Here is a 26070-nt window from a genome sequence, read left to right on the forward strand (position 1 = left end):
TGTCGGCAGATGTCCTTGACTGCCCAATCCTGCGTGCAAATCCGCGCCCTGCCAAGTCCGCGGCGTCAACGAAACGTCACGCGCCTGCCATACGCGCTTCACATGCGCGTGGCTTCATGGCGCCATGCTGAATCGCGTCACCACCCTTTTCCGCGAACGCACGGCCAGCCCGCCGCAGCCGGCAACCGGCTGTGTGGCGCCGGTCGCCGGCGTGCCCGACGAGCCGCTCCCCGCGACCGCTCCGCGCCACTACCGCACGCTGTGGATTTCCGACGTGCACCTCGGCACGGCCGGCTGCCAGGCCCGCTACCTGCTCGACTTCCTGAAGCACAACGAATCGGACACGCTGTACCTGGTCGGCGACATCATCGACGGCTGGCAGCTGCGCCACGGCTGGTACTGGCCGCAGTCGCACAACGACGTGGTGCAGAAGCTGCTCCGCAAGGCGCGCAAGGGCACGCGGGTGATCTACGTGCCGGGCAACCACGACTCCATGGCGCGCCAGTTCATGGGGCTGGCCTTCGGCGACATCGAGGTGGCCGACGAAGTGATCCACGTCACCGCCGACGGCCGGCGCTTCCTCGTCACCCACGGCGACCTGTTCGACGGCGTGATGCAGCACGCGCGCTGGCTCGCCTACCTGGGCGACACCGGCTACACGCTGATCCTGGCCCTCAACCGCTGGTTCAACGGCATGCGCACGCGCATGGGCTACCCGTACTGGTCGCTGTCGCAGTATCTGAAGCACAAGGTCAAGAACGCGGTCAGCTTCATTACCGCCTTCGAGAAGGTGATGGCCGACGAGGCGCGCCGGCGCGGCTGCGACGGCGTCATCTGCGGCCACATCCACAAGGCGGAGATCCGCCCCATCGACGAGCTGCTGTACTGCAACGACGGCGACTGGGTGGAGAGCCTGACCGCGCTCGCCGAGCACGCCGACGGCCGCCTCGAAGTGATCCACTGGACCGCCTGCCTGTCGGAACCAGCCGCCCACCGCAAGACCCGCACACTGGAGACCGCATGAAAGTGATGATCGTGACCGACGCCTGGTCGCCCCAGGTCAACGGCGTCGTCCGCACCCTGCGCACCACGCGCCGCGAACTCGAGGCGATGGGCCACGCGGTCGACATCCTGTCGCCGCAGGAATTCCGCACCCTGCCCTGCCCCACCTATCCCGACATCCGCCTCTCGATCCTCGCCGGCGCGGCGGTGCGCCGGCGCATCCGCGATTACGCGCCGGATGCGCTGCACATCGCCACCGAGGGGCCGCTCGGCTTGGCCGCGCGCCGCCATGCGCTGCGCACCGGGATGCCGTTCACCACCGCCTACCACACCCGTTTCCCCGAATACGTCAGGGCACGGACCGGCATCCCGCTGGCCTGGACCTATCGCTTCCTGCGCTGGTTCCACGCCCCCGCGCGGGCCGTCATGGCGCCCACGCCGACGGTCAAGGCCGACCTCGAGGCGTTCGGCTTCGACAACGTCGTGCTGTGGACCCGCGGCGTCGACCTCGACGTGTTCCGCATGCAGCCGTCGCATCGGCTCGACACCGCGCGACCGATCTTCCTCTACGTCGGCCGCGTCGCCGTCGAGAAGAACGTCGAGGCCTTCCTGGAGCTCGACCTGCCCGGCTCGAAATGGGTGGTCGGCGACGGCCCGGCGCTGGCCGGCCTGCGCGCCCGCTTTCCCGACGCGCACTACCTCGGCGTGCTGCAGCAGCCGGAACTGGCCGAGGTCTACGCCGCCGCCGACGTGTTCGTCTTCCCGAGCCGCACCGACACCTTCGGGCTGGTGCTGCTCGAGGCCATGGCCTGCGGCCTGCCCGTCGCCGCCTACCCGGTCACCGGCCCCCTCGACGTCCTCGGCGATTCCGCCGCCGGCGCGATGCGCGATGACCTGCGCGAGGCCTGCCTGGCCGCGCTCGACATCGACCGCGGCACCGCGCGCGCCCACGCCGAGCAGTTCTCCTGGCGCGCCGCCACCGAGCAATTCGTCGCGCACCTGCATCCGGTGGCTGCGCCGGAAGCCGCCCCGGCGGCCGCGTAACGCCATCTTCCCCGGGGCGGGGCTTGAAACCCTCCGCCCCGCCCCCATCTCCCCGCCACCTTTGTGCGTAGTCATGGGAGATCAAGGCATGTCCGCCACCACCAAAGAAACCCTGGGCTTCCAGGCCGAAGTCAAACAGCTGCTGCAGCTGATGATCCATTCCTTGTATTCCAACAAGGACATTTTCCTGCGCGAACTCATTTCCAACGCCTCCGACGCCGCCGACAAGCTGCGCTTCGAAGGGCTGTCGGATTCCGCGCTGTTCGAGAACGACCCCGACCTCAAGATCCGCATCGCCTTCGACCGCGAGGCGCGCACGCTGACGATCAGCGACAACGGCATCGGCATGAGCCGGCAGGAGGTCATCGACCACATCGGCACGATTGCAAAATCCGGCACCCGCGAATTCTTCAGCCAGCTGTCCGGCGACCAGAAGAAGGACGCCGCGCTGATCGGCCAGTTCGGTGTCGGCTTCTACTCCGCCTTCATCGTCGCCGACCGCGTCACGCTCACCACCCGCCGCGCCGGCCTCACTTCCGAGCACGGCGTGCGCTGGGAATCCGCTGGCGCCGGCGACTACACGCTGGAAACCGTCGAGAAGCCCGCGCGCGGCACCGAGATCGTGCTGCATCTGCGAGAAGGCGAGGACGAGTTCCTCTCCGACTGGAAGATCAAGTCGGTCATCCGCACCTATTCCGACCACATCACGCTGCCGATCGTGATGAAGAAGACGGAATGGAAGGACGGCGTCGAAGTCCCCACCGACGAGGACGAGACCGTCAACAAGGCCTCCGCGCTGTGGGCGCGCGCCAAGAAGGACGTGACCGAGGACGAGTACAAGGAGTTCTACAAGCACGTCGCCCACGACTTCGAGCCGCCGCTCGCCTGGTCGCACAACCGCGTCGAGGGCAAGCAGGAATACATCTCGCTGCTTTATGTCCCGTCGCACGCGCCGTTCGACCTGTGGGACCGCGAGAAGCGGCATGGCATCAAGCTGTACGTGCGCCGCGTCTTCATCATGGACGACGCCGAGCAGCTGATGCCGCAATACCTGCGCTTCGTCCGCGGCGTCATCGACTCGTCTGACCTGCCGCTCAACGTCTCGCGCGAGATCCTGCAGTCGAGCCGCGACATCGACGCCATCAAGAATGGCTCGGTGAAGAAGGTGCTGGGCATGCTCGAAGACATGGCCGACAACCAGCCCGAGCAGTACGCCACGTTCTGGAAGGCCTTCGGCAAGGTGCTGAAGGAAGGCCCGGGCGAGGACCATGCCAACCGCGAGAAGATCGCCGCCCTGCTCCGCTTCGCCTCCACCCACACCGACACGGATGCCCAGGTCGTCTCGCTCAAGGACTACGTCGGCCGCATGAAGGAAGGCCAGAGCGCGATCTACTACATCACCGCCGACAGCTTCGCCGCCGCTCAGCACAGCCCGCACCTCGAAATCTTCCGCAAGAAAGGCATCGAGGTCCTGCTGCTGTCCGACCGCGTCGACGAATGGCTGACCGGCAACCTCGCCGAGTTCGAAGGCAAACCGCTGAAGTCCGTCGCCAAGGGCGGCCTCGATCTGGGCGAACTCGAAGACGAAGCCGAAAAGACCGCGCAGAAGGAAGCCGAGGAGTCGATGAAGCCCCTGGTCGAGCGCATCAAGACCACGCTCGGCGAGCGCGTCAAGGACGTCCGCGTCACCCACCGCCTCACCGACTCGCCCGCCTGCCTCGTCACCGGCGAAGGCGACATGAGCGCCAACCTCGAACGCCTGCTCAAGGCCGCCGGCCAGGCCGCGCCCACCGTCAAGCCCACGCTGGAGATCAACCCTGCCCATGCCCTGGTCACACGCCTCAACAGCGAATCCGACGAAGATCGCTTCAAAGACTGGGCGAATCTGCTGTTCGAGCAGGCGCTGCTGGCAGAAGGCGGTCAGCTCGACGATCCGGCGAGCTTCGTGCGGCGGTTGAATGGGTTGCTGGCGATGTTGCCGAGTTGAAGGTAACAGGCCGTTCGTGTTGAGCTTGTCGAAACACGAATGACCGCATGTGTTGGATCAAGCGCGACTGAGCAATCAGCCGCGCTTATTTGGTTGCTTAGGCCCAGTCGCAAAGTTGCGCGCTCACCCGAATGCTGCAATCCTAAGTCCTATCCAACATGCACTCGGTTGTGCGCAGGGGTAAAAGGGAGATAGGTGTGCTTGCCTAGGCAAACGTCATCACCTCAATAAAATGAGCCGGTAGAAATTTCTACTGCGGAATTTGAGGCACCAACATGAATTGGCTCGCTGATTTTCTTCAACCAACTACTGCAACAATTATCTGGGCATACATGCTTTATCGATTAGGCTTGTTTGCTGTAGGCAAGTTCGAGTCAGCCATTGGGAAAGCTGTCGATCGTTTGAGAAAGTTCGGATCCGCAGAGTTTGACCCCAGTCCCCAGCAGCCGGGTTCAGATGAGGGCCTCCTTCTAACAGCGAACACCCCACCAGCCGAGCTGCCACCACCGAACTCTCTTGTCGGGCGTTTCGAAACATCTATTCGTGAGTGGCTGCAGAAGGTTCCTCCAGCTGAACATGAGGCGCAACTTGTTCGCTCACTCAGTGGATGGCAAATCGGCTGGCATTTTGAAACAGTAAATTTTTCAATCCTCGGCAGCCAATTGGCAGTTCTACAGGCCGTAAATACACAAGCACTAAACCTCACTCAGGTTCGGGGTTTTTACGACCAATCTGCGCGAACCTTCCCCGACTATTACCGGAATTACGCGTTCGAGCCATGGCTCGCATGGCTTGCAGACGCCGCAAAGGGGGTGTCGGTAGAAGGCGATGTTGTTTCAATAACCGAGGACGGTCGCGAATTTCTCAAGTACATCATCGGACGCGGTTATTCACTTACTCGATTTGGCTAGTTGCGAGTAACAAATGAGGCCAGTTCAGCCTGGCCCCTTTAACCCTTGCTTTAGCGCTGATGATGAAAGAGAAACGGTCTTATCCAGTACCAACTCACTCGATCCCGTGGTTGCAGCTCTCTGCCCACGTTGCGGATCTTATCGAACTACAGTCATTCTTCGAATCTCGAGGGATATCGACTAATAACACTCGAATAGATCGGTACAAGAAATACCTTGAGCAAGCCACGTCTGGTAACCCAATCAACGAAGCCCATATTTTTAAAAACATTTCCGATACTCGATTTCAAAGTGACCTTGATTGGAAGCTCTATGTTCTGAGAGAGGTCCACGAACTGATGTGGATCCTAAAGGGTCTCAAGGTGCATATTCCAAAGGGCGTGGACGATAAACTCAGAAAAATTATTGGTGGAAGCGACTTTGCTGCCTTAGATACCCACACAGAGTCGCGAAATACCCAGTTCGAGCTAAGAATAGCGAGCTACTTCTGTCAAGCTGGATGCGAAGTCGACCTGTCAACCGGCACCGATGTAATTGCAACAACCGCGAAACACGCGTTCTATTTAGAGTGCAAGAGAATTGCTAGTTCGAATAATTTTCGACAAAACCTGATAAAAGCCCGGAATCAATTGATCGAGCGAATGCCGCGCAGGCATGACAACAAAAAGACATACGGTTTCATCGCAGCAGATGTGACGAAAGTTGCATTTGCTCACAATGGCCTTACCTTTGGTCTGACCAATGATCATGCAAGAGACGTTGTCCAGGACAAGCTGATAAAGATCGGTGACTCAACGATGGACATGCCGATGTTTAGCGGCTGTCGTAACTTGCTTTACTGCTGGCTGCAGATTCATATTCCATCACTGATAACGCATCCACCGACAACGGCAACGAGATTCTCATCGTACGGAATTCCAACTTCAAACCTAGATCGACGGTCCCGACAGGCACTCGGAATATTTGAAGCGATTATTACCACGTTAGGGAATCGTCCTGACGCCAGAGAGATCCCCCCAGAAAAACTGATTCGGAGAACGACGGTATCTCTTCCAGCTGGAGCCATCTTCTGGTTTGAAGAGCAGTTGTTGGAAGCGTTCTTAGAAGGCAGCGACAACTACAGCAAGACTAGTGACGAAGTGATCGCAGGGCTTACTTTTGACGGAGTCGAACACGAATTCACATTAATGGATTTCGAAATGCTGGCTGCGGACATGCCAATATCCGAGCGTCAACGACTCGCTTCCAGTCCGGACAGCACACGCCTGGAACTCATCATGAAAATGTATATACAACGATACCCATTTGAGAACGCCTAAGATCTCGGCGAAATCTTGAGCGGACGAAATTAACAGATTAGATAAATCGAAAGGGTCAGGCTCGAATATCTCTAGTCACCTTACTAACTAGCGACATGCATGCCTAGCTCCCTACACTTCCTTTTTGTCTCCCAAAACACATGACTGCGCGGCCCGATATTAGCGACTCGCTCATTCACTTCACTCGCGGTGCGGACTGGGGTGAGGCGCTCGCCAAACTCATTGAGATCTCGAACTCTGGCGTCATCCTTGGAGGAAATGGTTTCATCAAAGGCGGATACCGATGCGTTTGCCTAACAGAGGCACCACTCCCTGCAGTTGCTGACCAGCTATTGAACGATGGTTCTTTCACAAGGTACTCCCCGTTCGGAATTCTATTGCCCAAGAAACACATATTCGACCATGGCGGTCGGCCGGTGATCTACCAGACGGACGACGAGTTTGAACAGCTCCGGGAAGCCGCGCGCTGGCGTCATGTCCGCTACGAGCCAACCGCTGAACCGCCTATAGACTTCACGTGGGAAAGGGAGTGGCGCGTGCAGTGCGCCGCCCTCCCTATCTCGCCTGCTGAAGCAGTGCTAGTTCTGCCTGACTCTGAGTGGCTAAACCACTTCCAGGCTGCTTGGAACGCAGACCAAGAAATTGAATTGGAGTCTTACACTACAATTCTTGACCACTTAGTCCTGGAGCAAATGAAGCAGCCTTTCCCATGGCGAGTTGTTTGCCTCACGCAATGACGCCTAACCAAACTAGGATTAAAAGAAATAATTAAAGGGACCAGGCTCGAATACTCGACCAGCGTCGAGGTCTTGCATTAACACATCCGCCCACCTGAAAACCGCGGGGCAAGAAAACTGTGCGGCACGTCCTGCAATGCAACGCTAATGCGGCCGGGTGAACCATCACGCTGAGGAGGCTATCCACCGTGGACATCCCTCGAATATTCAACGTCACCGAAAGCGCGCACCGCATCCACAACCCGTTCACGCCCGAAAAGCTCGCCACGCTCGGCGCGGCGCTGCGTCTGGAAACGGGGACCCGGGTGCTCGACCTCGGCAGCGGTTCGGGCGAGATGCTGTGCACCTGGGCACGCGATCACGGCGTCGTCGGCACCGGCATCGACCTGAGCCAGCTGTTCACCGAACAGGCGAAACGCCGGGCTGAAGAACTCGGTGTCGCCGACCAGGTCGCGTTCATCCACGGCGATGCGACGGGCTACGTCTCCGACCAGAAGGCCGGGGTGGCTGCCTGTGTCGGCGCCTCGTGGATCGGTGGAGGTGTCGCGGGCACGATCGCGCTTCTGGCGCAGAGCCTTGGCCCGGGAGGGATCATCCTCATCGGCGAGCCCTACTGGCGGCAGATGCCGCCGACGGAAGACGTTGCCAGGGGGTGCCTTGCCGGCTCGATCTCCGACTTCCTCGGGCTTCCGGAACTGCTCGCGTCTTTCGGCGGCCTCGGCTACGACGTGGTGGAAATGGTTCTGGCAGACCAGGACAGCTGGGACCGGTACGAGGCGGCCAAGTGGCTGACCATGCGCCGATGGCTCGAAGCCAACCCCGACGACGAATTGGCGAAAGAGGTGCGAGCCCAGCTGACGTCGGAGCCCGCGCGCTATGCCGCCTACACGCGTGAATACCTGGGCTGGGGCGCGTTCGCGCTGATGGCGCGGTGATGTGGGATGACTCGGCGCCCTGAGCCGCGCCAATTAAAGGGGTCAGCTTTGCGAACGACGCGGCCGCCAGCACATGGAACCACGTGTCTTCGCCGGCAATACGCTCATGCTCGAGGCGGTCGAACGGAATCTGCTCGACCGACCAGGCGCGAGGCGCAACGGAGGCTGCGTGTGAATCCGGCATATCAACTCGCCGCCTGTTGTTCCTGATCCGACTCGTTTCGGCGGCTGCGGTTCACGGGCACGGACCGAACGCCTGTTTCCGCATGAACGTGCGCGGAGCAGCGCAACTGCGGCCGGGCCTTTGCTGCACGTCTTGCCTTAGGGCGTGGACTTGAAGCCGCACGCTCGGATTTTTCTCGAATTCCGTATACGATATTCCGCTCCCAATATCCCAGACCAAGCGAGGCACGAATCATGAAACAGTGGCACGCGAGATATCCCAAACGGTTCGATCTGGCCTCGGATGACGACTATCTGAAGTGGCGGGACGAGAAGCTGGCAGCCTACCCGGGGAACGTCGGCGACCTCGTCGTCGAACTGGGCGACATGACCGCCATCCAGCCCGCCGAGCGGACCAAGATCCTGGAAACCGTGGAACGGGCCAACATGTGCGTCTTCACGGCGGGGGCCGCCGAACTGGACATGGCCTCCCTGCTGGCTCTGGGACGGCAGCTCGGCGTTACACGCACCGACAAGTCCGCCCGTCATCCGCAGTCCGACGAGTTGACCGATTCGGGCATCCTGAACCACGCGATCCCCTTCTCCACCCGGCACTGCAACTGGCATACCGACGCGACGTATTACGGCTCTGACAATCCGATCGAGGCGCTGTTTCTCCTGTGCAAGCGCCCCGCGCTGGAAGGCGGGAGCAACAAGGTGCTGGATCACGAGATGCTTTACATCCATCTCCGGGACAAGGCGCCCGACGCCCTCGATGTCCTGATGAACAGGGATTGCTTCAACTACCGGAATCCGGCGACGGGTGAGGTCGACGCGCAGCGGGGCGGAAAAGTCTTCTGGACCAATGCCGACGGCCATTTGTGCCACCGGTTCTCCTTCCGCAAGACGGACATGGCCTGGTCCGGCGAGCGCGACGTCGCCGCCGCCAGGGACGTTCTGGAATCCCTGATCTCGAACGAGTCGGCGCATGTCATCGAGGGCCGCCTCGAATCGGGGATGGGCCTGATTTCGAACAACGTCCTGCATACGCGCGAGCGGCTCGTCGACAGCGACGACGCGGCGAAGAAGCGGCTGCTCTTCCGCGCGCGTTTCCACGACCGGGTCAACCCCGGCTATCCGGGCTGAGCAGGCGGCGGCGCGGCGCCCCTCCGCTTAAGGAAGCGTTAAGCATCGCGCGCGATGCTGCCGTCAGCCGCCTCCCGGTCTTGCCCGAAGGCGGACGACGAGCCGTCCGCGCTGGGCCGGCCCCGACTGTCGAAAGGATAGGAACATGAACCTCGAACCCGCTGCGCAGCGCTACGGCGCCTTCATGATCGGCATTCACTGGCTGATGCTGCTGTTGTTCGTTGGCGTGTACGGCGCGATCGAACTGCACGAGATATTCGCAAAAGGCAGCGACGCGCGGGAACTCATGAAGACGTGGCACTTCATGCTCGGCCTGCTGGTGTTCATGCTGGTCTGGGTGAGGCTGACGGCCCGCCTCTCGCGGCCTGCGCCCGCCATCCAGCCCCGCCCCCCGGCGCTCCAGGAGCGCGCCGCGAAGCTGCTGCATCTGGCGCTGTACGCATTCATGATCGGCATGCCGCTCGCTGGATGGCTCACGCTCAGCGCCGCGGGAAAGCCGATCCCGTTCTTCGGCCTCGAACTGCCGGCCCTGGTCGGTGAAAACAAGGCGCTTGCCAAGCAGCTCGAGGAACTGCACGAAACCGTCGGAACGATAGGCTATTTCCTGATCGGCCTGCACGCGGCCGCCGCGCTGTACCATCATTACATCGCACGCGACAATACGCTGACCCGCATGCTACCGAGACGCGCCTAGGCTGTCGTCACCGGTTGCTTCGCGTATAGTTTCCGGGTGCCGCCGGATGATCGGGCCGGCAATTACGCCGCGCTATTCCGGCGTCCCTGCCCTTCGGAACCGCAACCGCTCACACGACACACGCTTCGCCGCATGAGAACGCTCTATTCCCTGATCGAATCCCCCTTCCACCCCGACCTCGGCGCGCTGTACCAGAAGCTCGGCATCACGGCCGAGCGCTTCACCTCGGCGCGCAACCTGCACCGGGCGCTGCAGAAGCAGGTGCCCGACTTCTTCGTCGGCGAGTTCATCTACGGCTGGGGCAACAACTACGCCGGCGCGAACGTCTCGAACCTGGACGTGACGATCCGCACGCTGCAATCCCGGGCGCCGAAGGCGAAGATCATCGTGCTCATGCATCCGCGCGAAGCGGACCACATCGGCAAGCTGCTGGAACTGTTTCCCGTCCACGCCGTGCTGACCTACCCCGTGAGCGAGCAGGCGATGCAGGCTGCCCTGCAGGACGAAGCCTAAGCCCGGTCGAGCGCCGGGCGTCAGCGCCCCGCGGCTCCGGACGCGCCACCGGACGCGTCGGCCGGGTTGATCGGCACGGCCAGGTCGCCCGGGAACTTGCGTCCGTCCAGCGCGACGAATGCGCCATCCGGGGCCAGCCAGCCGTACACCAGCCAGGGCGCGTTGCTCTTCAGCACCTGCCCTCCCGAGAAGGCAATGTAATGGGTCGGAGATTTCATGTTTCACCTTTTTTCCGGCGCGCAGAAGCGACTGGCGCGGGCGGGACAGCGGGTGCGCCCGGTTTATAAAACATTCATGCCAAGGGTATCTTTTGGCGAAACATGAAACAAACGAAATTTATCTGCCTTTCGTATCGAATATGGCGATATCTGTAGCCGGAGGCCCGGCGCGCGGTCACGCGCCGTCGTGCGGGCCGCGCGGATGCGCCGCGATCATCCCCTGAGCGATGCACGCCCGAGGTTTCCCGCCCATCGCCGATGCGCACGCGCGCATCCTGATCCTCGGCAGCCTGCCGGGCCAGGTCTCGCTGCGGCAGCGGCAGTACTACGCGCAGCCGCACAACGCCTTCTGGCGGATCATGGGCGCCCTGTTCGGCGCCGGCCCCGAGCTGCCCTACCCGGAACGCACGCAACGTCTGCTGGGACACGGCATCGCGCTGTGGGACGTTTGCGCCGCCGCGCAGCGGCCCGGCAGCCTCGATGCCGCCATCGTCCACGCGAGCGTGGTGCCGAACGACCTCGCCGCCTTTCTCGCCAGCCATCCGCACATCGCGCTGATCGGCTTCAACGGCGGCAAGGCAGCCGAGCTCTACCGCCACCTGGTGCTGCCCGGCCTGCCGCAAACGCTGCGTGCGATCCCCTGCGCGACCCTGCCCTCGACCAGCCCGGCGCATGCCGCGATGCCGTTCGAGGAAAAGCGGGCGCGCTGGGCGGCGGCGCTGCGGGCATGACCCTGCAGCCGGCTCACCCGCTTGCCGGCCCGCCGCGACGATGCCTGCGCGCCTCCCGCAAAACCAAGGATAATCGCGCTGCCCGCGACCGCCGTTACGCAGTCTCCACGGGCAAACCACAACGCGGTTGAACCATGAATGCTGCCCTGCTGATCCTTGTCGTGTCGTGTTGCGTGGCGCTCGCCATGAGCGGCATCCTGTTCATCATCGCGCGCACCTACCCGAAGAGCGTGCAGGGGCTGGACCAGTGGACGCTGGCGACGCTGGCAATGGCCGCGAGCCTCGGCCTCTTCGTCGCACGCGACCTCGTTCCGGACGCGTTCAGCATCGTGCTCGCCAACGTGCTGGTGCTGGGCGGCTTCATGCTGATGAACGCCGGCACGCAGGCGTTCTGCGGCGTGAAGGCGGGTGCCCGCACGGGATGGCGAGTGCTGTTCGTCGCCGTCTATGCCGCGCTGTTCGTCTGGCTCACCTACGTGCAGCCGGATATCCGCCTGCGGGTGGCGGCGCACAGCGCGTTCACGCTCGTCGTGATCCTGGACCAGCTCGGCCTGGCGCTCAAGGCGCTGCCGCGTACTGCGGGCCGCACCCTGCTGGTGCTCGCGCTGGCGATCCTGGCCGGCGTGCGGATCGTGCGCCTCGGCGGGCTGGTGCTGGGCATCGACCACCCGACGGGGCCGTTCGACGCGTCGATGCCGAACCTGTTCTTCGTGGCGCTCCCCGCCGTCATGCTCCCGCTCGCCACGATCAGCCTGATCATGCTCGCCACGGAAAAGCTGCGCCGGGACCTGGAATTCAGCAGCCGCTACGACGACCTGACCCAGTGCCTCAACAAGAAGGCGGCGATGCAGGAACTGCATCGCGAGATCGCGCGGGCGCGCCGCTTCGGCAGCCGGCTCGCGGTCATGCTGGTCGACCTCGACCACTTCAAGGCGATCAACGACAGCCGCGGCCATCTCGAAGGCGACCGCGTGCTGGTCGAGTTCGCGCGGACCGCGAAGACGCTCCTGCGCGAAGCGGACCTGCTCACCCGCTTCGGCGGCGACGAATTCCTCGTGGTGCTGCCCGGCACCGACCAGCAGCAGGCCGCGCGCGTCGCGCAGCGGTTTCACGAGGCGGCCCGCGACAGCGCGCCGGTCGGCTGGACGGTCAGCATCGGCATCGCCGAATGGCACGACGCGGACGACACCGTTGCCGACCTGTTGACGCGGGCGGACAACGCCCTATATAAATCGAAGGCGCTTGGCCGCAACCAGACGCAGGCCGGCTGAGCCCGCCGGCGACGGCCGTTCGCCTTCCCCGTATCCGCGCCTGCAGGCGCCTTTCCAGGCATCGTCATGACTTCCACGCAAACCACCCGACTCGACGCGGCGCATTTCGACGCCAAGGCCCGCCAATGGGACGACAACCCGGTGTTCCGCGAGCGCGGACTCAAGATCGCCGAGGCCATCCGCGCGAGCGTGCCGCTTTCGCCGCGCATGCGCGCCCTCGACTACGGCTGCGGCACGGGCCTGCTGTCGTTCCCGCTCAAGGACGAACTCGGCGCGATCCTGCTGGCGGACAGTTCGGCCGGCATGCTCGAGGTCGTGGCCGAGAAGATCGCCGCGCAGGGCGCGACGAACATGACGCCGGCCAAGCTCGACCTGCTTGCCGACCCGCCGCCGGCCGGGCGCTTCGATCTGGTCTACACGTCGATGACGCTGCACCACGTGCCCGACACCGACCGCATCCTGCGCGTCTTCCACGACCTGCTGCAGCCGGGCGGCTACCTGTGCATCGCCGACCTCGACCGGGAGGACGGCAGCTTCCACGGGATCGAGGTCGACGTGCACCACGGCTTCGACCGCGCGGACCTGGCCCGGCGCGCGGCCGGCGCGGGCTTCGCCGAGGTCGGCTTCCAGACCGTTTTCAGCATCGCCAAGGAACATGCCGGCGGCACGCGCGATTACCCGGTGTTCCTGATGACCGCGCGGCGGGAAGGCGCATGAATGCCATGAATACCATTGTTGATGGAATGGTCTTGGATGCACGCCCATAAACGGAATTTCTGGCCAGACGTAGTATATTTCGTCCACTCTTTATGGCCGTCCCCTGCGCAAGACCGCATCGATGACCTCACCGGCGCACCTCCGATACCTGGATCTGATCACCCATAGCGTGTGGGCGGCGCTCGCCCTGCACGTCGCATTCGGCGTCTTCTTCGCGCTGACCGGTTTCCGCGACCTCGCCCTCTTCAACGCCGGCAGCGTGGCGCTGTATGCCCTGCTCGCGTTCCAGCTTCGCCGGGGCCGCTTCACCGTGACGCTGCTGCTGACGACGGTCGAGGTGATCCTGCACGCCCGCCTCGCGCTGTCGGCACTGGGCTTCGAGAGCGGCTTCCAGTACTACGTGTTCGCGCTGATTCCGGCGGCCTTCTTCCATCCGCACTGGCGCCTGCCGGCCAAGCTGGTCTACCTGGCCGGCATCGCCGCAGCCTACGCCACGCTTGACCTGTCTCCCGTCACGCAAGCGGGCGCGGCGCCCCTGAGCCCGGATACCCTGCTCTGGGTGCGCACGTTCAACACCTTCGCCGCGTTCGGCTTCGTCGCCTACGTGACCGGCTTCTATTCATCGGTGGCGCGGCAGGCGGAGAACGAGCTGGCGCAGCTCGCCACGCTGGACCCGCTGACCGGCCTCTACAACCGGCGCCACATGCTGGGCATGGTCGAACTGGAACTGGCGCGGCTGGAGCGCAGCGGCAAGCCCGCCACCCTGCTCATGGCGGACATCGACAATTTCAAGGGCATCAACGACCAGCATGGCCACGAGTGCGGCGACCTCGCGCTGAAGCAGATCGCGCGTTGCCTGCGCACCGTCATGCGCCGCCAGGACCACATCGCGCGCTGGGGCGGCGAGGAGTTCCTGCTGCTGCTTCCGGAGACCGATCTCGAGGGCGCACGCGTGCTCGCCGACAAGCTGCGCGCGCGCCTCGCCGGCAAGCCGCTGAACTGGAACGACGCGAGCCTGACCTTCACCCTGACGGCCGCGATCGCCCAGCTGCAGCCCGGGGACGACTTCCTCGCGGCGCTGTCGGCGGTCGACGGCGGCCTGCTCCAGGGCAAGCGGGAAGGCAAGGATTGCGTGGTGACGGTGAGCGCCCTCGGCGAGCCGACGGGACCGCAGGTCGCCCGCGCCGCCTGACCGCCCGGGCGCGTCACGCCCGCCGCCGGAGGGGCCGACGCACTTGCCCGTGTCGCCGCGACGGCGTCTAATCCGGGAAAGCCCCGCGACGGGGCGAAGAGGATTTCCGGATGAGTTTCGAGTACATGTTTTTCGACGAGGCGCTGCGTGACCGCTTCGTGCAGTTCGCGTCGGCGCGCGGCGTCGCCAGCACGGTGCGGCCCGACGTGATCACGGGGTTCGTCGTCGAGTTGCCGGACGGCCTGGACGACACCGAGCAGGACGTCTTCGAGGCCGAGTACGACGCGCTGATGGACGAGCAGATGCGGCTCGCCGAAGGGGATGCGGAACTGGTCAGCCACGCGGTCGCCGGCGTCACCGTCACGCTCAGCGACGGGACGACGCGCGCCATCCGCATTCCGCCTCCGATCGCGCGGCGCCTGTTCGAGCATTTCACGGCCGAGGAGGTGCACGAGATCGCCACCGCCATCGCCCTCAGCGTCGAGCACCCGATCGACGGTCCGCTTTGCCGCAAGCCTCCCCGATAGGCGCCGAACCGCTCGCCGCCGGGATCGCCCCGTCGGCGCGTGCGGCTCACGGTGCCGACGCGGAACGCACCCGGCCGGCAGTGCGCGCCGCCTGGTCCTCGGCGGCGGGACTGAGCAGGGCCTCGGGCTTGTGGATGCCGTACCCCTGCGCGAAATCGACGCCGAGCTCCTCGAGCTTCGCCAGGATGGCGCCGTTCTCGACGAATTCGGCAATGATGCGGATGCCCATGACATGGCCGATCCGGTTGATGGACTCGACCATGGCGAAATCGACGGGGTCGAGCGCCATGTCCTTGACGAAGGCACCGTCGATCTTCAGGTAGTCGACGTCCAGGTTCTTCAGGTAGGAATAGGACGACATCCCGCTGCCGAAGTCGTCGAGCGCGAAGGTGCATCCACGCGCCTTCAGCACCGCGATGAATTCGCGCGCTCGGCCGATGTTCGCGATCGCTGCCGTTTCGGTGACCTCGAAGCAGACCCGCTCGGCCGGCACGCCGGTGCGGACCAGCTCGTCCACCACGAACTGCAGGAAATTGCCGTCGCCGAGCGATTGCCCCGACAGGTTGATCGAGAAGCACTGGCGCTGCCTGCTCGGCGTCAGCGGATGGGCCGCCAGCCACTCGAGCGCGTTCGTCACCACCCAGCGGTCGATCTTCGCCATGAGGTGGTAGCGCTCCGCCGCGGGGATGAAGGCCATCGGCGGAACGATCGAGCCGTTCTCGTCCCGCATGCGCAGCAGGATCTCCGCATGCGCCGTGCCTTCGCCGCCCGCGACGGCGACGATGTTCTGCCGATAGAGCAGCAGGCGATTCTCCTGCATGGCCTTGTGGATGCGCGCGACCCATTGCATCTCGCCGTAGCGCTCGCCGCCCCCTTTGTCTCCCCGGAACACCTCGACGCGGCTGCGCCCTTCGTCCTTGGCCACGTAGCACGCCGCATCCGCCGCGCTCAGGACCGCCGCCGAATTCTCGCTCGAGTCGTTGATCTCCACGAGACCGATACTGACGCCGATGGGGAAGATCTTGTCCTTCCACACGAAGCGGAAGTCCGCGACGCTCTGGCACAGGGATTCGGCGATCTGCTCGCCGCGCTCGAGGTCGCAGCCTTCCAGCAGCACGCCGAACTCGTCGCCGCCCAGGCGCGCGAGGGTGTCGCTGTTGCGCACCTTGTGGCCCAGCAGGTTCCCCAGCTGCGCGAGCAGCTGGTCTCCCGCGACGTGGCCGCAGGTGTCGTTGACCACCTTGAACTGGTCGAGGTCGAGGTAAAGCAGCACATGCCGCTTGCCTTCCCGCTGGGCGCTTTCCAGCGCGGCGTCGAGCCTGTGCTCGAATTCGCGCCGGTTGGCGAGCCCCGTCAGCGAGTCGTGGCTCGCCTGGTGGGAGAGCTGATGCGCGAGCTTGCGCGCCTGGCTCACGTCCTGGCACACCATCACCGCCCCGATCACGTCCCCCGCGTCGTTGCGCATGGGGGCCGCGGAGGCCTCGATCGCGACCACGGTGCCATCCCTGCGCCGCAGGGCGGCGGGGCCGCGTACCCCTTCCACGCTGTTGTTGGCGAGGCAGTCCGGTACCGGATTGCGCGCGGCCTGCCCGCTTTCCTCGTGCACCAGGTGAATCACGTCCTCGAGCGGCAGGCCGCGTGCCGCCAGGTTGGCCCAGCCGGTCAGGCGTTCGGCGACCGGGTTCAGGTACTGAACCTCGGTGGCCGAGTTGGTGGTGATGACGGCATCGGTGATGGACTGCAGGGTGACCTCGGCCCGCTCCTTCTCCCCGAACAGCTCGGCTTCCGAGCGGGTCGCCCGCTCCAGCGCGCGGCGCAGGTCCGCCTGCTGCTGCTCGATGGAATCGAGCGCGCGGTTGATGAACTTGGCCAGAAAGCCGAATTCGTCGCCGCGCGTCTCGTCGAAGCGCACCTCGCGGCTGCCGCCGGAGAAGCGCTTCGCGGTCGCGACCATGCCGAAGAAGGGCCGGGACAGCATGCGCTGCAGGATCTGCTGCAGGATCAGGCCGAACGCCAGCACCAGCAGGCCGATCGAGATCAGGACGTTCTTGCGGTACTCCGAAATCGTCTTCGTCCGGCTCGGAAACAGCACGGTGAGCTGCATCGCCCCATCCGTCGATACGCCCTGCCGGCCGTGAATCCGCAGCGACTCGGATACCGCTTCCTGATCGCCGTTCCGGCGGCCGATCCGCACCACGTCGGCGCCCACCCTGAGCTCGAGCGCTTCGAAATGAAGACCGGCGCCGAGCGTGCCGACGACCCGCTCCAGTTCGGCACGGGAGCGGCCCGGCTCCGCCAGCGCGAGGCCCCCCTCCTCGATGCGCTCGGTCAGCGCGAGGGCCAGCAGGCGCGCTTCGCTGAGATTGCGCGCGCCGAGATCGCTCTCCCGCCCCTTCAGCACGACCACCGCGATGAGCAGTCCGACCAGCACCATGCCCCAGAACACGATGCCGGTAATCTTCGCCGGCAGGCGGGACGCGAGAATCTCGGTGTCGCCGCCGCTGCCGTCCGTCACCGGCACCCGGCCCATTTGACGCCGATCAGCACGGGACAGACGCCGCTCACGCCGGCGCCGAAGATCGCAAAGCCCATGAACCAGGGGAAGAACCACAGCCGGTCGTAGAAGAACGCGTAGGTGACGAGCAGCATCAGGGCGACGATCAGCCGCCAGGCTCGCTCCGCCTCGAATCCCAGCCGGACGGTGCTCCGGAAGGGCGCCAGGTCGCACTCCGACTGGATGCGTCCCCGCAGCCTGTTCAGCAGCACGGGCAGGCGCAAGTTGCTGAGGCCCTCGAAGAACAGCATGGCGATGATGAAATACATCAGGTAGGGCAGCTCGAAATACAGCGCCACCAGCAGCAGCGCGCCGAGCATCAGCCGGTAAAGTCGATCACTCATGTCTCTCTCCGCGTCACATTTGTTGTTTGTTGTGGGCGCCCGCGTCGCTCGCGGCACGGGTGCCATGCCGTGCCCCGGCCTTGACGCATGCATGGCGGGAACACGGGTATATTTCGGCCATTTTGCGCAATTCTGAAGCGGGCGGGCGTTCGCCGCCCGATGCGGGGTCCACGCCGTGTCCGCTACAATGCGGGCTTCTCGTCCTGCACCGCCGGAGGGCCATCATGACCGGGATCATCGTCGACGCCGCCCCCGGCGCCCGCCGCCTCGCCGCGCTGGGCGTCGACCGCTGGCCCCTGTGGGAGACGGGCGTGGCGGAATTTCCCTGGACCTACGCGGAGACGGAAACCAGCTACATCCTGGAGGGCCGGGTGGTGGTGACGCCGCAGGGCGGCGAGCCCGTCGCGCTGGCCGCCGGCCAGCTGGCGACCTTCCCCGCCGGCCTCGCCTGTACCTGGAAGGTGATCGAGCCCCTGCGCAAGCGCTACCGCTTCGGCTGAACCGCCCGCCCCGCAGGCCTCCGCCATGACGCGCCCGATCCTCTATCACATCCCCGTCTGCCCGTTCAGCCAGCGCCTGGAAATCCTGCTGGAGCTGAAGGGGCTGCGCGACGCGGTCGACTTCCGCGTGATCGACATCACCGTCCCGCGTCCCGACTGGCTCCTGCAGAGGACGCGCGGCACCACCGCGCTGCCCGTCCTGGAAACGGCCGACGGACACATCGTCAAGGAAAGCCTCGTCATCATGCAGTACTTCGAGGACGTCATGCCGGCGCCGGCCATCGTGCAGCGCGACCCGTGGCGGCATGCGGTGGAGAACATGCTGACGCGGCTCGAAGGCGACTTCTGCACCCAGGGCTATGCGTGGGTGATGAACCAGGACCTCGAGCGCCGCGACGCGCTGCGCGAAGGCATGCTGGCGCAGTACGCGCTGCTCGACGATTTTCTGCTGGCGCATGCGCCGGAGGGCCCCTTCCTCTTCGAGGACTTCGGCTGGGCGGAGGCCGTGTTCACGCCGTTCTTCCAGCGCTTCTGGTTCCTCGAATACTACGAGGGCTTCACGCTCCCCGATGCGCCACGCTACGCGCGCGTGCGCCGCTGGATCGACGCCTGCCTTGCGCATCCGGCGGCCCGGCAGGTGACGAAGGAACAGATCGTCAAGCTCTACTACGACTACGCCAAGGGCGCCGGCAACGGTGCACTGCCGCCCGGGCGCAGCCGCTCCTCGTTCGCCTTCGTTCCCGACTGGCGCGCCCGCCCCTGGCCGCCGCGCGACAAGTACGCCCACAGCGCGAGCGACGCTGAACTGGGCCTCTGAGCGCGCCCTGCGTTTTCAGCGGCGCCCTGCCGTTCCCTCGATGCGAACGCGCCCCGGCGCGTCGAGGCCACCTTCGATCTCGACCGCGACCGGAAGAAAGCGGCCGAGCAGTTCTGCCTGGGTGAGAAGATGCCTGCTGATGCGGCTGACGGACAGCTCCGAGCGTCCAGGCACGAAGGCAAGCGGCAGCAGCAGCTGATCGGCCAGCCAGGCGTCGATCGCGCCGCCGGAGTCGATGTCGGCGCGCAGCTCGGCGACGGCTTCGTCGGCCACCTGTTCCGCCGGCTTGTGCCGCGCACCGAGCGCCGAGGCGCAGCAGCGCCCGCCTTCGAATTCCGCCTGCAGCACGATGAAGGTACCGGGCGAGGCCGCGGCCACCTCGTCCACCGCGATCTCGACCGGCACCGCGAGGTCCAGCAGCCGCTCGAGCGCCCGCTCGCGCTGCCGTTCGGCGATGGAGCGGTCGAGGCGGCCCACGGCGGACAGGCCGCGGACGCGCAACAGCCGCCCGCGCCGGGTGAAGCGCAGCGGCACGCGCGGCCGCGCCGGCGCGATGTCCGCATGCAGCACGCCGCCGCCGCGCGGATAGAAGCCGGCACGCCCGAGGCGGCAGGCGATGTGGTAGCCGGCCTCGGCCAGCGCCGGCAGCCATTGCCATTGCAGGTAGTGGAAGCACGGGCTCCAGGGCACGTGGGTGCCGCCGGTGAGGACGAGGCGCGAAGGACCGTCGGCGAAGCTGAGCGGCAGGCAGAGCGTCTGCAGCAGCAGGCTGGCCGAGCCCGCGGTGCCGATGTCGAAGTCGTAGCGGCCGCTTTGCAGGCCGGCGGGCTCGAAGCGCAGCGTCTGCGCGTCGAGCGCCGCGCCCTCGACCCGGGCCCCGCTGATGCGCGCCGCGGCCTCGACCGCCTTGAGGTGCTGCGGCCGCAACCCCGGCTGCGGCCGGTTGGCGCGGATGCGGGTGAGCTGAATGGACTTGCCGGTGATGACCGAAAGCGCAAGCGCGCTGCGCAGGATCTGGCCGCCGCCTTCGCCGAACGATGCGTCGATCTCCACCATGGCTACCCTGACAAGCCGGGCGAACGCGCCCTCCCGTTCATGCTAGCCGACGCGCGGCCGCCCCGCCCGGCCGCACCCGGCGCAGGCTAGCGCACGGAGCGGTAGACCGCGCTCCGCTCGCGCTTGCTGAGCACCAGCTGCCAGAGCTGCCCCTGGCGGGCCCGGAAGAAACCGGCGCAGCTCAGCAGGTAGTACTTCCACATGCGGTAGAAGCGCTTGCCGTAGCGGGCCTCGAGGAAGGGCCAGGCGGTCTGGAAGTTCTCCCACCAGGCCATCAGCGTGCGGTCGTAGTCCTGGCCGAAGTTGTGCCAGTCCTCGATCAGGAAGCGATTCTCGACCGCCGCGGCGATCTCCCGTGCCGACGGCAGCTTGCCGTTGGGGAAGATGTACTTGTCGATCCAGGCGTCGGTCTTGGGCGACGTCACGGCGTTGCCGATGGTGTGCAGCAGGAACAGTCCGTCGTCCTTGAGCACGCGGTCGACGGTGTCGAAATAGACGGCGTAGTTCTTGGGGCCGACGTGCTCGAACATGCCGACCGACACGACCTTGTCGAAGCGCGCGTCGAGGTCGCGGTAGTCCATCAGCTCGATCGACACCGGCAGCCCCGCGCAGCGCTCCTGGGCGAGCTTCTGCTGCTCCTTCGAGACGGTGATGCCGACCACCTCGACGCGGTAGTGCTCGGCCGCGAAGCGCGCCAGCCCGCCCCAGCCGCAGCCGATCTCCAGCAGGCGCTCGCCCGGCCGCAGCTCGAGCTTGCGGCAGATCATGTCGAGCTTTTTCTGCTGCGCGTCGCGCAGCCCGGCGGCATCGTCCCAGTAGGCGCAGGAATAGCTCATGGTGGGGTCGAGCATGGACTCGAACACGTCGTTGCCGATGTCGTAGTGCTGCTCCCCCACCTGGAAGGCACGCCGGCTGGACTGCAGGTTGAACAGGCTGTGGCGCAGTATCTCGCCCAGCAGACGTGCCCGCGCCCAGCCGCCGATGCGTTCGTCGGCATCGACGGCGAGCAGGCGATGGAAGAATTCGTCCAGTCGTTCGCACTCCCAGAGGCCGTCCATGTAGGCTTCGCCCAGTCCGAGCGAGCCCTGGGTCAGGATGCGCCGATAGACCTCGTCGTCGAACACCTGGATGTCCCAGGGCGCGTCGCCGTTGATCGTGATGCCGGCCTCGGCCGCCAGGTCGCGGATGACCGCGGGTGCCTCCTGCTCGGCGGGGCTGCGCCCCACGGGCTCCAAAGCCAGGCTGTCTTCCGTTTCCATCGAGACGATCCCCCTTCCATGAAGTCGCGAAAGGGCCAGAATATGTATTTGAAATACTTTTAACAAACGAAGTTTTCAGGTCTTTGCCATCGTACTTATCGATAGTTGTATATAGATTCGATCTGGAAATCGAATAGGGATGCGCAGCGGCGGCGGCCCGACCGGAAAACGCGAGGCGACGTCCTGCGGTGGCGGGGCGGCCGGACTCAGGCGCCGGCGTGGTCGATCGCGTATTTCACGCCGACCGCCTGCCAGTGGGCCGCTTCCTCCTCCAGTGCACGCTGGGTGAGCGGATGGGCCTGCAGCCACCCGGCAGGCAGGGCAAGGCAGACGCGCTTGCTGCCGGCCTCGACGTGCAGTTCCGGCAGGCGCGGCTCGGCGCGGCTGCGGCAGAGGATCACCGCCTGGCGCAGCAGCCACACGAGCAGGCGATCGTGTTCCGAGACGGTGCCGCCGGCGAAGGCCGGCAGCTTGGCGAGTGCGCCGCGCTGCGCCCGGGCGAGCAAGGCCAGCCGCGCCTGCTCGGTGCGCGAGAAGCCGGGCATGTCGGCGTTTTCCAGGATGTAGCCGGAATGGCGGTGATAGCCGCCGTGCGAGACCATGAGCCCGATCTCGTGCAGGCGCGCGGCCCAGCCGAGCAGGCGTGCGTCGTGCTCGTCGCCGCCGGCCGCCTGCAGCAGCGCCAGCGCGACGCGACTGACGCGCGCGGCCTGCTGGCCATCGATGTGGTAGCGGCGCGTGAATTCGTCGACCGTCGCCTCGCGCATGTCGTGCTGGTGGAAGCGCCCCAGCAGGTCGTAGAGGATGCCCTCGCGCATGGCGGTGTCGGCGACGTCCATCTGCTCGATGGCGAGTTCGGCGAACACACCCGCCATGATGGCGAAGCCGCCGGCGATGACCGGGCGGCGCTCGCGCGACAGGCCCGGCAGGTCGAGCGCGTCGACGTGGCCGGTCTTGAGCATCTGGCTGCGCAGGCGGGCAAGGCCGTCGGCGGTGATGCCGCGCGCCGACCAGCCGCACTGCTCGAGGATTTCGCGCAGCGCGCGCGCGGTGCCGGAGGACCCCACCGCCTGCTGCCAGTTGTCGCGCGAGAATTCCCGCGCGATGCGCTCGACCTCGACGCGCGCCGCCGTTTCGGCCGCCTTCAGCGCGGCCTTCTCGATCCGGCCTTCCGGGAAATAGTGCTGCGAGTAGTGCACGCAGCCCATGTGCAGGCTCTCGCGCTCGTGCGGCTTGAGGCCGTGGCCGATGATGAACTCGGTGGAACCGCCGCCGATGTCGACGACCAGCCGGCGATCCGGCGAAGCCGGCAGGGAGTGCGCGACGCCGAGGTAGATCAGCCGCGCTTCCTCGCGCCCGGCGACGATCTCGATAGGATGGCCGAGTGCGGCCTCGGCCTTGCGAATGAAGGCGTCGGCGTTCTTGGCGACGCGCAGCGCCGAGGTGCCGACGCAGCGGACCGCCTCCGGCGCGAGGCCGCGCAGGCGCTCGCCGAAGCGCTGCAGGCAGGCGAGCGCGCGCTCCTGGGCGGCGTCGTCGAGGCGCTTGTCGACCCCGAGCCCGCCGGCCAGCCGCACCGTTTCCTTCAGGCTGTCGAGCGGATAGAGCTGGTCGCCGGCGACCCGCGCCACTTCGAGGCGGAAGGAGTTGGAGCCGAGGTCGACGGCGGCGAGCGTGTCGTACGTTTTCATGCGGCTTGGCCAAAGAAGAGATAGGCCATGGCGATCGCGGCGAGGATGCCGGCGAGATCGGCGGCAAGGCCGCACGCGACCGCGTGGCGCACGCGCTTGATGCCGACCGCGCCGAAGTAGACGGCCAGCACGTAGAACGTCGTCTCGGTGCTGCCCTGCACGATCGAGGCGAGCCGCCCCGCGAACGAGTCGGCGCCGTGCGCCTGCATGGTGTCGATCATCATCGCGCGCGCGCCGCTGCCCGAGAAGGGCTTCATCAGCGCGGTCGGCAGCGCGTCCACCCAGCGCGCGTCGAAGCCCATCGCCTGCACGGCGCCGCGGATGCCGTCCATCAGCAGGTCGAGCGCGCCGCTCGCGCGGAACACGCCGATCGCCACCAGCATCGCGACCAGATAGGGAATGATCGTGACCGCGGTCTGGAAGCCTTCCTTGGCACCCTCGACGAAGGCCTCGTACGCATTGACCCGGCGCCACGCCGCCATCAGCAGGAACAGCACGATGATGCCGGTCAGCAGCACGTTGCTGAGGATGGACGACTGCCGCGCCATCTCGGCCGCGTCGAGGTGGGAGAAGTAGGCGACCAGGCCGCCGATCAGCGCAGTGGCGCCGCCGAGATAGGCGAGCGTCACGCGGTTCCACAGGTGCAGGCGCTGGAACAGGCCGGTGACCAGCAACCCGGTCAGCGTGCCGACGTAGGTCGTGATCAGCAGCGGCACGAAGACGTCGGTGGGGTCCGCGGCGCCGAGCTGCGCCCGGAAGGTGAAGATGGTGACCGGCAGCAGGGTGACCGAGGCGGTGTTGATGACGAGGAAGAGGATCTGCGCGTCGCTCGCCGTGTCGGACGAGGGATTGAGCTTCTGCAGTTCCCGCATCGCCTTGATGCCGAGCGGCGTCGCCGCGTTGTCGAGGCCCAGCATGTTGGCCCCCATGTTCATCGTCATCGCGCCGAGCGCCGGATGGTTGGGCGGGACGTCGGGAAACAGGCGGCGGAACAGCGGCGCAAGCCCGCGGGTCAGCACGTCCAGCATGCCGGCGCGCTCGCCGACCTTCATCACGCCGAGCCACAGCGCCATCACGCCGGTGAGGCCCAGCGCAATCTCGAACGCCGTCCTGCTGCTGTCGAACAGCGCCTTGACCAGCGCCGCGAACACCGCGGCGTCGCCGAACGCGACGAGCTTGAACAGCGCGATCAGGAAGGCGACCAGGAAGAAGCCGACCCAGAGCGCGTTGAGCATGCGGCCTTAGGCGACCCAGCCGGCGATGACGACCAGCAGCCCGGCGACCAGCCAGATCACCAGGCCGCGCCAGATCATGCTCACCGCGCTGTCGATGCAGTCGGCGTCGGGGGCTTGCCCGGTGCCGAGTTCGGGGCGCCAGACGCTCTCGCCGCCGACCGTGACGCTCTGCCCCAGCTTGATCCCCATGGCGCCGGCACCGGCCGCCAGCACCACGCCCTCCTCGTCTTCCGGCCAGTTCGCCGCCTGGGTGCGCCAGCAGTAGGTGGCATCCTCGAAGTTGCCGGCGATCGCGTAGGTCAGCGCGGTCAGGCGCGCGGGCACCCAGTTGATGAGGTGGAAGATGCGCTGCGCGCAGAGGCCGAAGCGGCCGCGCGAGTCGACCCAGCGCCGCGTGAGGATCGAGGCGGCGCGGAACAGCACCGCGCCGACCGGGCCGAGCGGCAGCAGGAGCACGAACCAGAACAGCACGCCGAACATCTGGCGGTGGCTGGCCGCCATCAGCTGCTCGATGGCGACGCGCGCGATCTCGTCGGCACTGAACTGGCCGGCATCGCCGCCGCGCCAGGATTCGAGCTGCGCACGGGCCGCGTCGAGGTCGCCCGTCCGCACGAACTGCGCGATGCGCTCGGCGTCGTCGGCGAAATACTTGAAGCCGAGCGTCAGGTACAGCACGGCCACGTTCCACGCCCAGCCGAGCAGCGGGCTGATCGCGTTGAGCAGGAAGAACACCAGTCCGACCGCGACCAGCACCGGCGCCACTGCCAGCATCCACGCGATCGCGCCGTGGCTGAACTCGCCGGCGTTCAGCTTGCCTTCGAGCCAGTGGATGAACGCCGCGTAGCGCCGGTAGTGCGGCAGCGGCTGCCGCAACGGGCGGACATGCTCGAGCACGATCGCGGCGAGGACCGAGAAGAACGCCATCAGCGGTTCATTTCCAGCGTGAACACGCCGATGCGGCCGACCTGGCCGGCGGGCCGGTAGAGTTCGACCGTCGGCATGACGAGATCCTTGCCGAGCGGCTTCAGCGTGTCGGCCAGCGCCTGGTAGGCCTTGGACGGCGCCAGCAGCACCGCCGCCTGCACCCGCGCCGCGTAGACCGGGCGCCGCTCGATGCGGCCTTCCTTGAGCCCCGGCGGGACCGGTGCGCCGTCGGCGAGGACGTAGCCAAGCTGGGCGCGCACCGTGCCATGGCTGGCACGCGGGTCGGTCAGGATCACGCTGATGGTGTCGCCGGCGGCCACGCGGGCCTCGGTGAACTTGTCGAGCACCGCGCGCTGCGACTTGCGCATGTTGCTGATCGGCCCCTCGTAGTCGAGATACGCGTAGCGGTAGGGTCCGGCCACGGTTTCGCTCACTTCGACCGTGTTGAACCCGCCCCACCACCAGAACACGGCCAGGATCGGGAAGACGAACGCCAGCAGAAACGCCGGCCACTGTTTCTTGAACACGGAAAAACCCCCTTCATCCAACGCGAGAAGATACCACAGGCCCGCCCGGCGCCCCAG

26 protein-coding genes are annotated in these 26070 nt (G+C 65.8%); 17 read left to right on the forward strand and 9 right to left on the reverse strand.

The genetic code is table 11. The annotated features are described in order from the left end of the window. Positions 1-124: 124 nt before the first annotated feature. From VA613_RS07925 to VA613_RS07970, 10 genes are all read left to right on the forward strand, one after another. Positions 125-1024 (forward strand): UDP-2,3-diacylglucosamine diphosphatase, encoded by a 900-nt coding sequence (locus tag VA613_RS07925; RefSeq protein WP_324778563.1) that lies wholly within the window; start codon positions 125-127, stop codon positions 1022-1024. After that, positions 1021-2046 carry a glycosyltransferase family 4 protein gene (locus VA613_RS07930; RefSeq protein ID WP_324778564.1) on the forward strand — a complete coding sequence of 342 codons (1026 nt, stop codon included), beginning with the start codon at positions 1021-1023 and terminating at the stop codon, positions 2044-2046. The genes VA613_RS07925 and VA613_RS07930 overlap by 4 nt, the downstream gene beginning before the upstream one ends. An 88-nt stretch (positions 2047-2134) precedes the next feature. Beyond that, on the forward strand, positions 2135-4033 hold the full coding sequence (gene htpG, locus VA613_RS07935; protein WP_324778565.1) for a molecular chaperone HtpG: 1899 nt from the start codon (positions 2135-2137) through the stop codon (positions 4031-4033). Positions 4034-4308: 275 nt separating this feature from the next. Further along, positions 4309-4944, forward strand: a complete 636-nt coding sequence (locus tag VA613_RS07940; RefSeq protein ID WP_324778566.1) for a hypothetical protein — start codon at positions 4309-4311, stop codon at positions 4942-4944. Positions 4945-5003: 59 nt separating this feature from the next. Next, positions 5004-6263, forward strand: coding sequence for a hypothetical protein (locus VA613_RS07945; protein ID WP_324778567.1), 1260 nt, complete (start codon positions 5004-5006; stop codon positions 6261-6263). Between the two features lie 140 nt (positions 6264-6403). Further along, positions 6404-7000, forward strand: a complete 597-nt coding sequence (locus VA613_RS07950; protein WP_324778568.1) for a hypothetical protein — start codon at positions 6404-6406, stop codon at positions 6998-7000. A gap of 188 nt (positions 7001-7188) precedes the next feature. Continuing rightward, positions 7189-7935 (forward strand): SAM-dependent methyltransferase, encoded by a 747-nt coding sequence (locus tag VA613_RS07955; protein WP_324778569.1) that lies wholly within the window; start codon positions 7189-7191, stop codon positions 7933-7935. 417 nt (positions 7936-8352) lie between these two features. Continuing rightward, the gene (locus VA613_RS07960) at positions 8353-9243 is read left to right on the forward strand and encodes a TauD/TfdA family dioxygenase (protein WP_324778570.1); all 891 of its coding nucleotides are present in this window, start codon (positions 8353-8355) and stop codon (positions 9241-9243) included. A gap of 145 nt (positions 9244-9388) precedes the next feature. Beyond that, positions 9389-9937 carry a cytochrome b gene (locus tag VA613_RS07965; RefSeq protein ID WP_324778571.1) on the forward strand — a complete coding sequence of 183 codons (549 nt, stop codon included), beginning with the start codon at positions 9389-9391 and terminating at the stop codon, positions 9935-9937. A 132-nt stretch (positions 9938-10069) separates the two neighbouring features. Beyond that, positions 10070-10450: a hypothetical protein gene (locus VA613_RS07970; RefSeq protein WP_324778572.1), complete on the forward strand. Its 381-nt coding sequence runs from the start codon at positions 10070-10072 to the stop codon at positions 10448-10450. Positions 10451-10470: 20 nt separating this feature from the next. On the opposite strand, the gene VA613_RS07975 is transcribed toward VA613_RS07970, so the two are convergent. Continuing rightward, complete coding sequence (locus tag VA613_RS07975; RefSeq protein ID WP_324778573.1) at positions 10471-10668, reverse strand: hypothetical protein; 198 nt, start codon at positions 10666-10668, stop codon at positions 10471-10473. Between the two features lie 227 nt (positions 10669-10895). Here VA613_RS07975 and VA613_RS07980 point away from each other — a divergent pair, with 227 nt between their 5' ends. The 5 genes from VA613_RS07980 (at position 10896) to VA613_RS08000 (ending at position 15106) form a co-directional block, all read left to right on the forward strand. After that, a complete protein-coding gene (locus VA613_RS07980; protein ID WP_324778574.1) occupies positions 10896-11399 on the forward strand; it encodes a DNA-deoxyinosine glycosylase in 504 nt (167 codons plus the stop codon). A gap of 134 nt (positions 11400-11533) precedes the next feature. Continuing rightward, positions 11534-12670 (forward strand): GGDEF domain-containing protein, encoded by a 1137-nt coding sequence (locus tag VA613_RS07985; protein WP_324778575.1) that lies wholly within the window; start codon positions 11534-11536, stop codon positions 12668-12670. A gap of 66 nt (positions 12671-12736) precedes the next feature. After that, positions 12737-13387 carry a class I SAM-dependent methyltransferase gene (locus VA613_RS07990; RefSeq protein WP_324778576.1) on the forward strand — a complete coding sequence of 217 codons (651 nt, stop codon included), beginning with the start codon at positions 12737-12739 and terminating at the stop codon, positions 13385-13387. 121 nt (positions 13388-13508) lie between these two features. Continuing rightward, positions 13509-14579 (forward strand): GGDEF domain-containing protein, encoded by a 1071-nt coding sequence (locus tag VA613_RS07995; protein WP_324778577.1) that lies wholly within the window; start codon positions 13509-13511, stop codon positions 14577-14579. Between the two features lie 110 nt (positions 14580-14689). Next, entirely contained in the window at positions 14690-15106 is a 417-nt protein-coding gene (locus VA613_RS08000) for a hypothetical protein (protein ID WP_324778578.1), read from the forward strand. Positions 15107-15152: 46 nt separating this feature from the next. On the opposite strand, the gene VA613_RS08005 is transcribed toward VA613_RS08000, so the two are convergent. Continuing rightward, on the reverse strand, positions 15153-17621 hold the full coding sequence (locus VA613_RS08005; RefSeq protein WP_324778579.1) for an EAL domain-containing protein: 2469 nt from the start codon (positions 17619-17621) through the stop codon (positions 15153-15155). Next, positions 17618-18004 (reverse strand): hypothetical protein, encoded by a 387-nt coding sequence (locus VA613_RS08010; RefSeq protein WP_324778580.1) that lies wholly within the window; start codon positions 18002-18004, stop codon positions 17618-17620. Before VA613_RS08010 ends, VA613_RS08005 begins: the two co-directional genes overlap by 4 nt. A gap of 224 nt (positions 18005-18228) precedes the next feature. Between VA613_RS08010 and VA613_RS08015 the strand changes: the two genes are divergently transcribed. Further along, positions 18229-18504 carry a cupin domain-containing protein gene (locus VA613_RS08015; RefSeq protein ID WP_324778581.1) on the forward strand — a complete coding sequence of 92 codons (276 nt, stop codon included), beginning with the start codon at positions 18229-18231 and terminating at the stop codon, positions 18502-18504. A gap of 25 nt (positions 18505-18529) precedes the next feature. Further along, positions 18530-19321, forward strand: a complete 792-nt coding sequence (locus VA613_RS08020; RefSeq protein ID WP_324778582.1) for a glutathione S-transferase family protein — start codon at positions 18530-18532, stop codon at positions 19319-19321. Positions 19322-19336: 15 nt separating this feature from the next. On the opposite strand, the gene rtcA is transcribed toward VA613_RS08020, so the two are convergent. From rtcA to VA613_RS08050, 6 genes are all read right to left on the reverse strand, one after another. After that, on the reverse strand, positions 19337-20377 hold the full coding sequence (gene rtcA / locus VA613_RS08025; protein WP_324778583.1) for an RNA 3'-terminal phosphate cyclase: 1041 nt from the start codon (positions 20375-20377) through the stop codon (positions 19337-19339). A gap of 86 nt (positions 20378-20463) precedes the next feature. Then, the gene (gene cfa, locus VA613_RS08030; protein WP_324778584.1) at positions 20464-21636 is read right to left on the reverse strand and encodes a cyclopropane fatty acyl phospholipid synthase; all 1173 of its coding nucleotides are present in this window, start codon (positions 21634-21636) and stop codon (positions 20464-20466) included. A 206-nt stretch (positions 21637-21842) separates the two neighbouring features. Next, positions 21843-23327, reverse strand: a complete 1485-nt coding sequence (ppx, locus tag VA613_RS08035) for an exopolyphosphatase (protein WP_324778585.1) — start codon at positions 23325-23327, stop codon at positions 21843-21845. Then, positions 23324-24562 carry a nucleoside recognition domain-containing protein gene (locus VA613_RS08040; protein WP_324778586.1) on the reverse strand — a complete coding sequence of 413 codons (1239 nt, stop codon included), beginning with the start codon at positions 24560-24562 and terminating at the stop codon, positions 23324-23326. The genes ppx and VA613_RS08040 overlap by 4 nt, the downstream gene beginning before the upstream one ends. A gap of 6 nt (positions 24563-24568) precedes the next feature. Next, the gene (locus tag VA613_RS08045; protein WP_324778587.1) at positions 24569-25486 is read right to left on the reverse strand and encodes a CobD/CbiB family protein; all 918 of its coding nucleotides are present in this window, start codon (positions 25484-25486) and stop codon (positions 24569-24571) included. Further along, positions 25486-26013, reverse strand: a complete 528-nt coding sequence (locus tag VA613_RS08050; RefSeq protein ID WP_324778588.1) for a hypothetical protein — start codon at positions 26011-26013, stop codon at positions 25486-25488. Before VA613_RS08050 ends, VA613_RS08045 begins: the two co-directional genes overlap by 1 nt. Positions 26014-26070: the final 57 nt, after the last annotated feature.

This window comes from Thiobacillus sp. SCUT-2 (assembly GCF_035621355.1).
GTDB lineage: Bacteria > Pseudomonadota > Gammaproteobacteria > Burkholderiales > Thiobacillaceae > Thiobacillus > Thiobacillus sedimenti.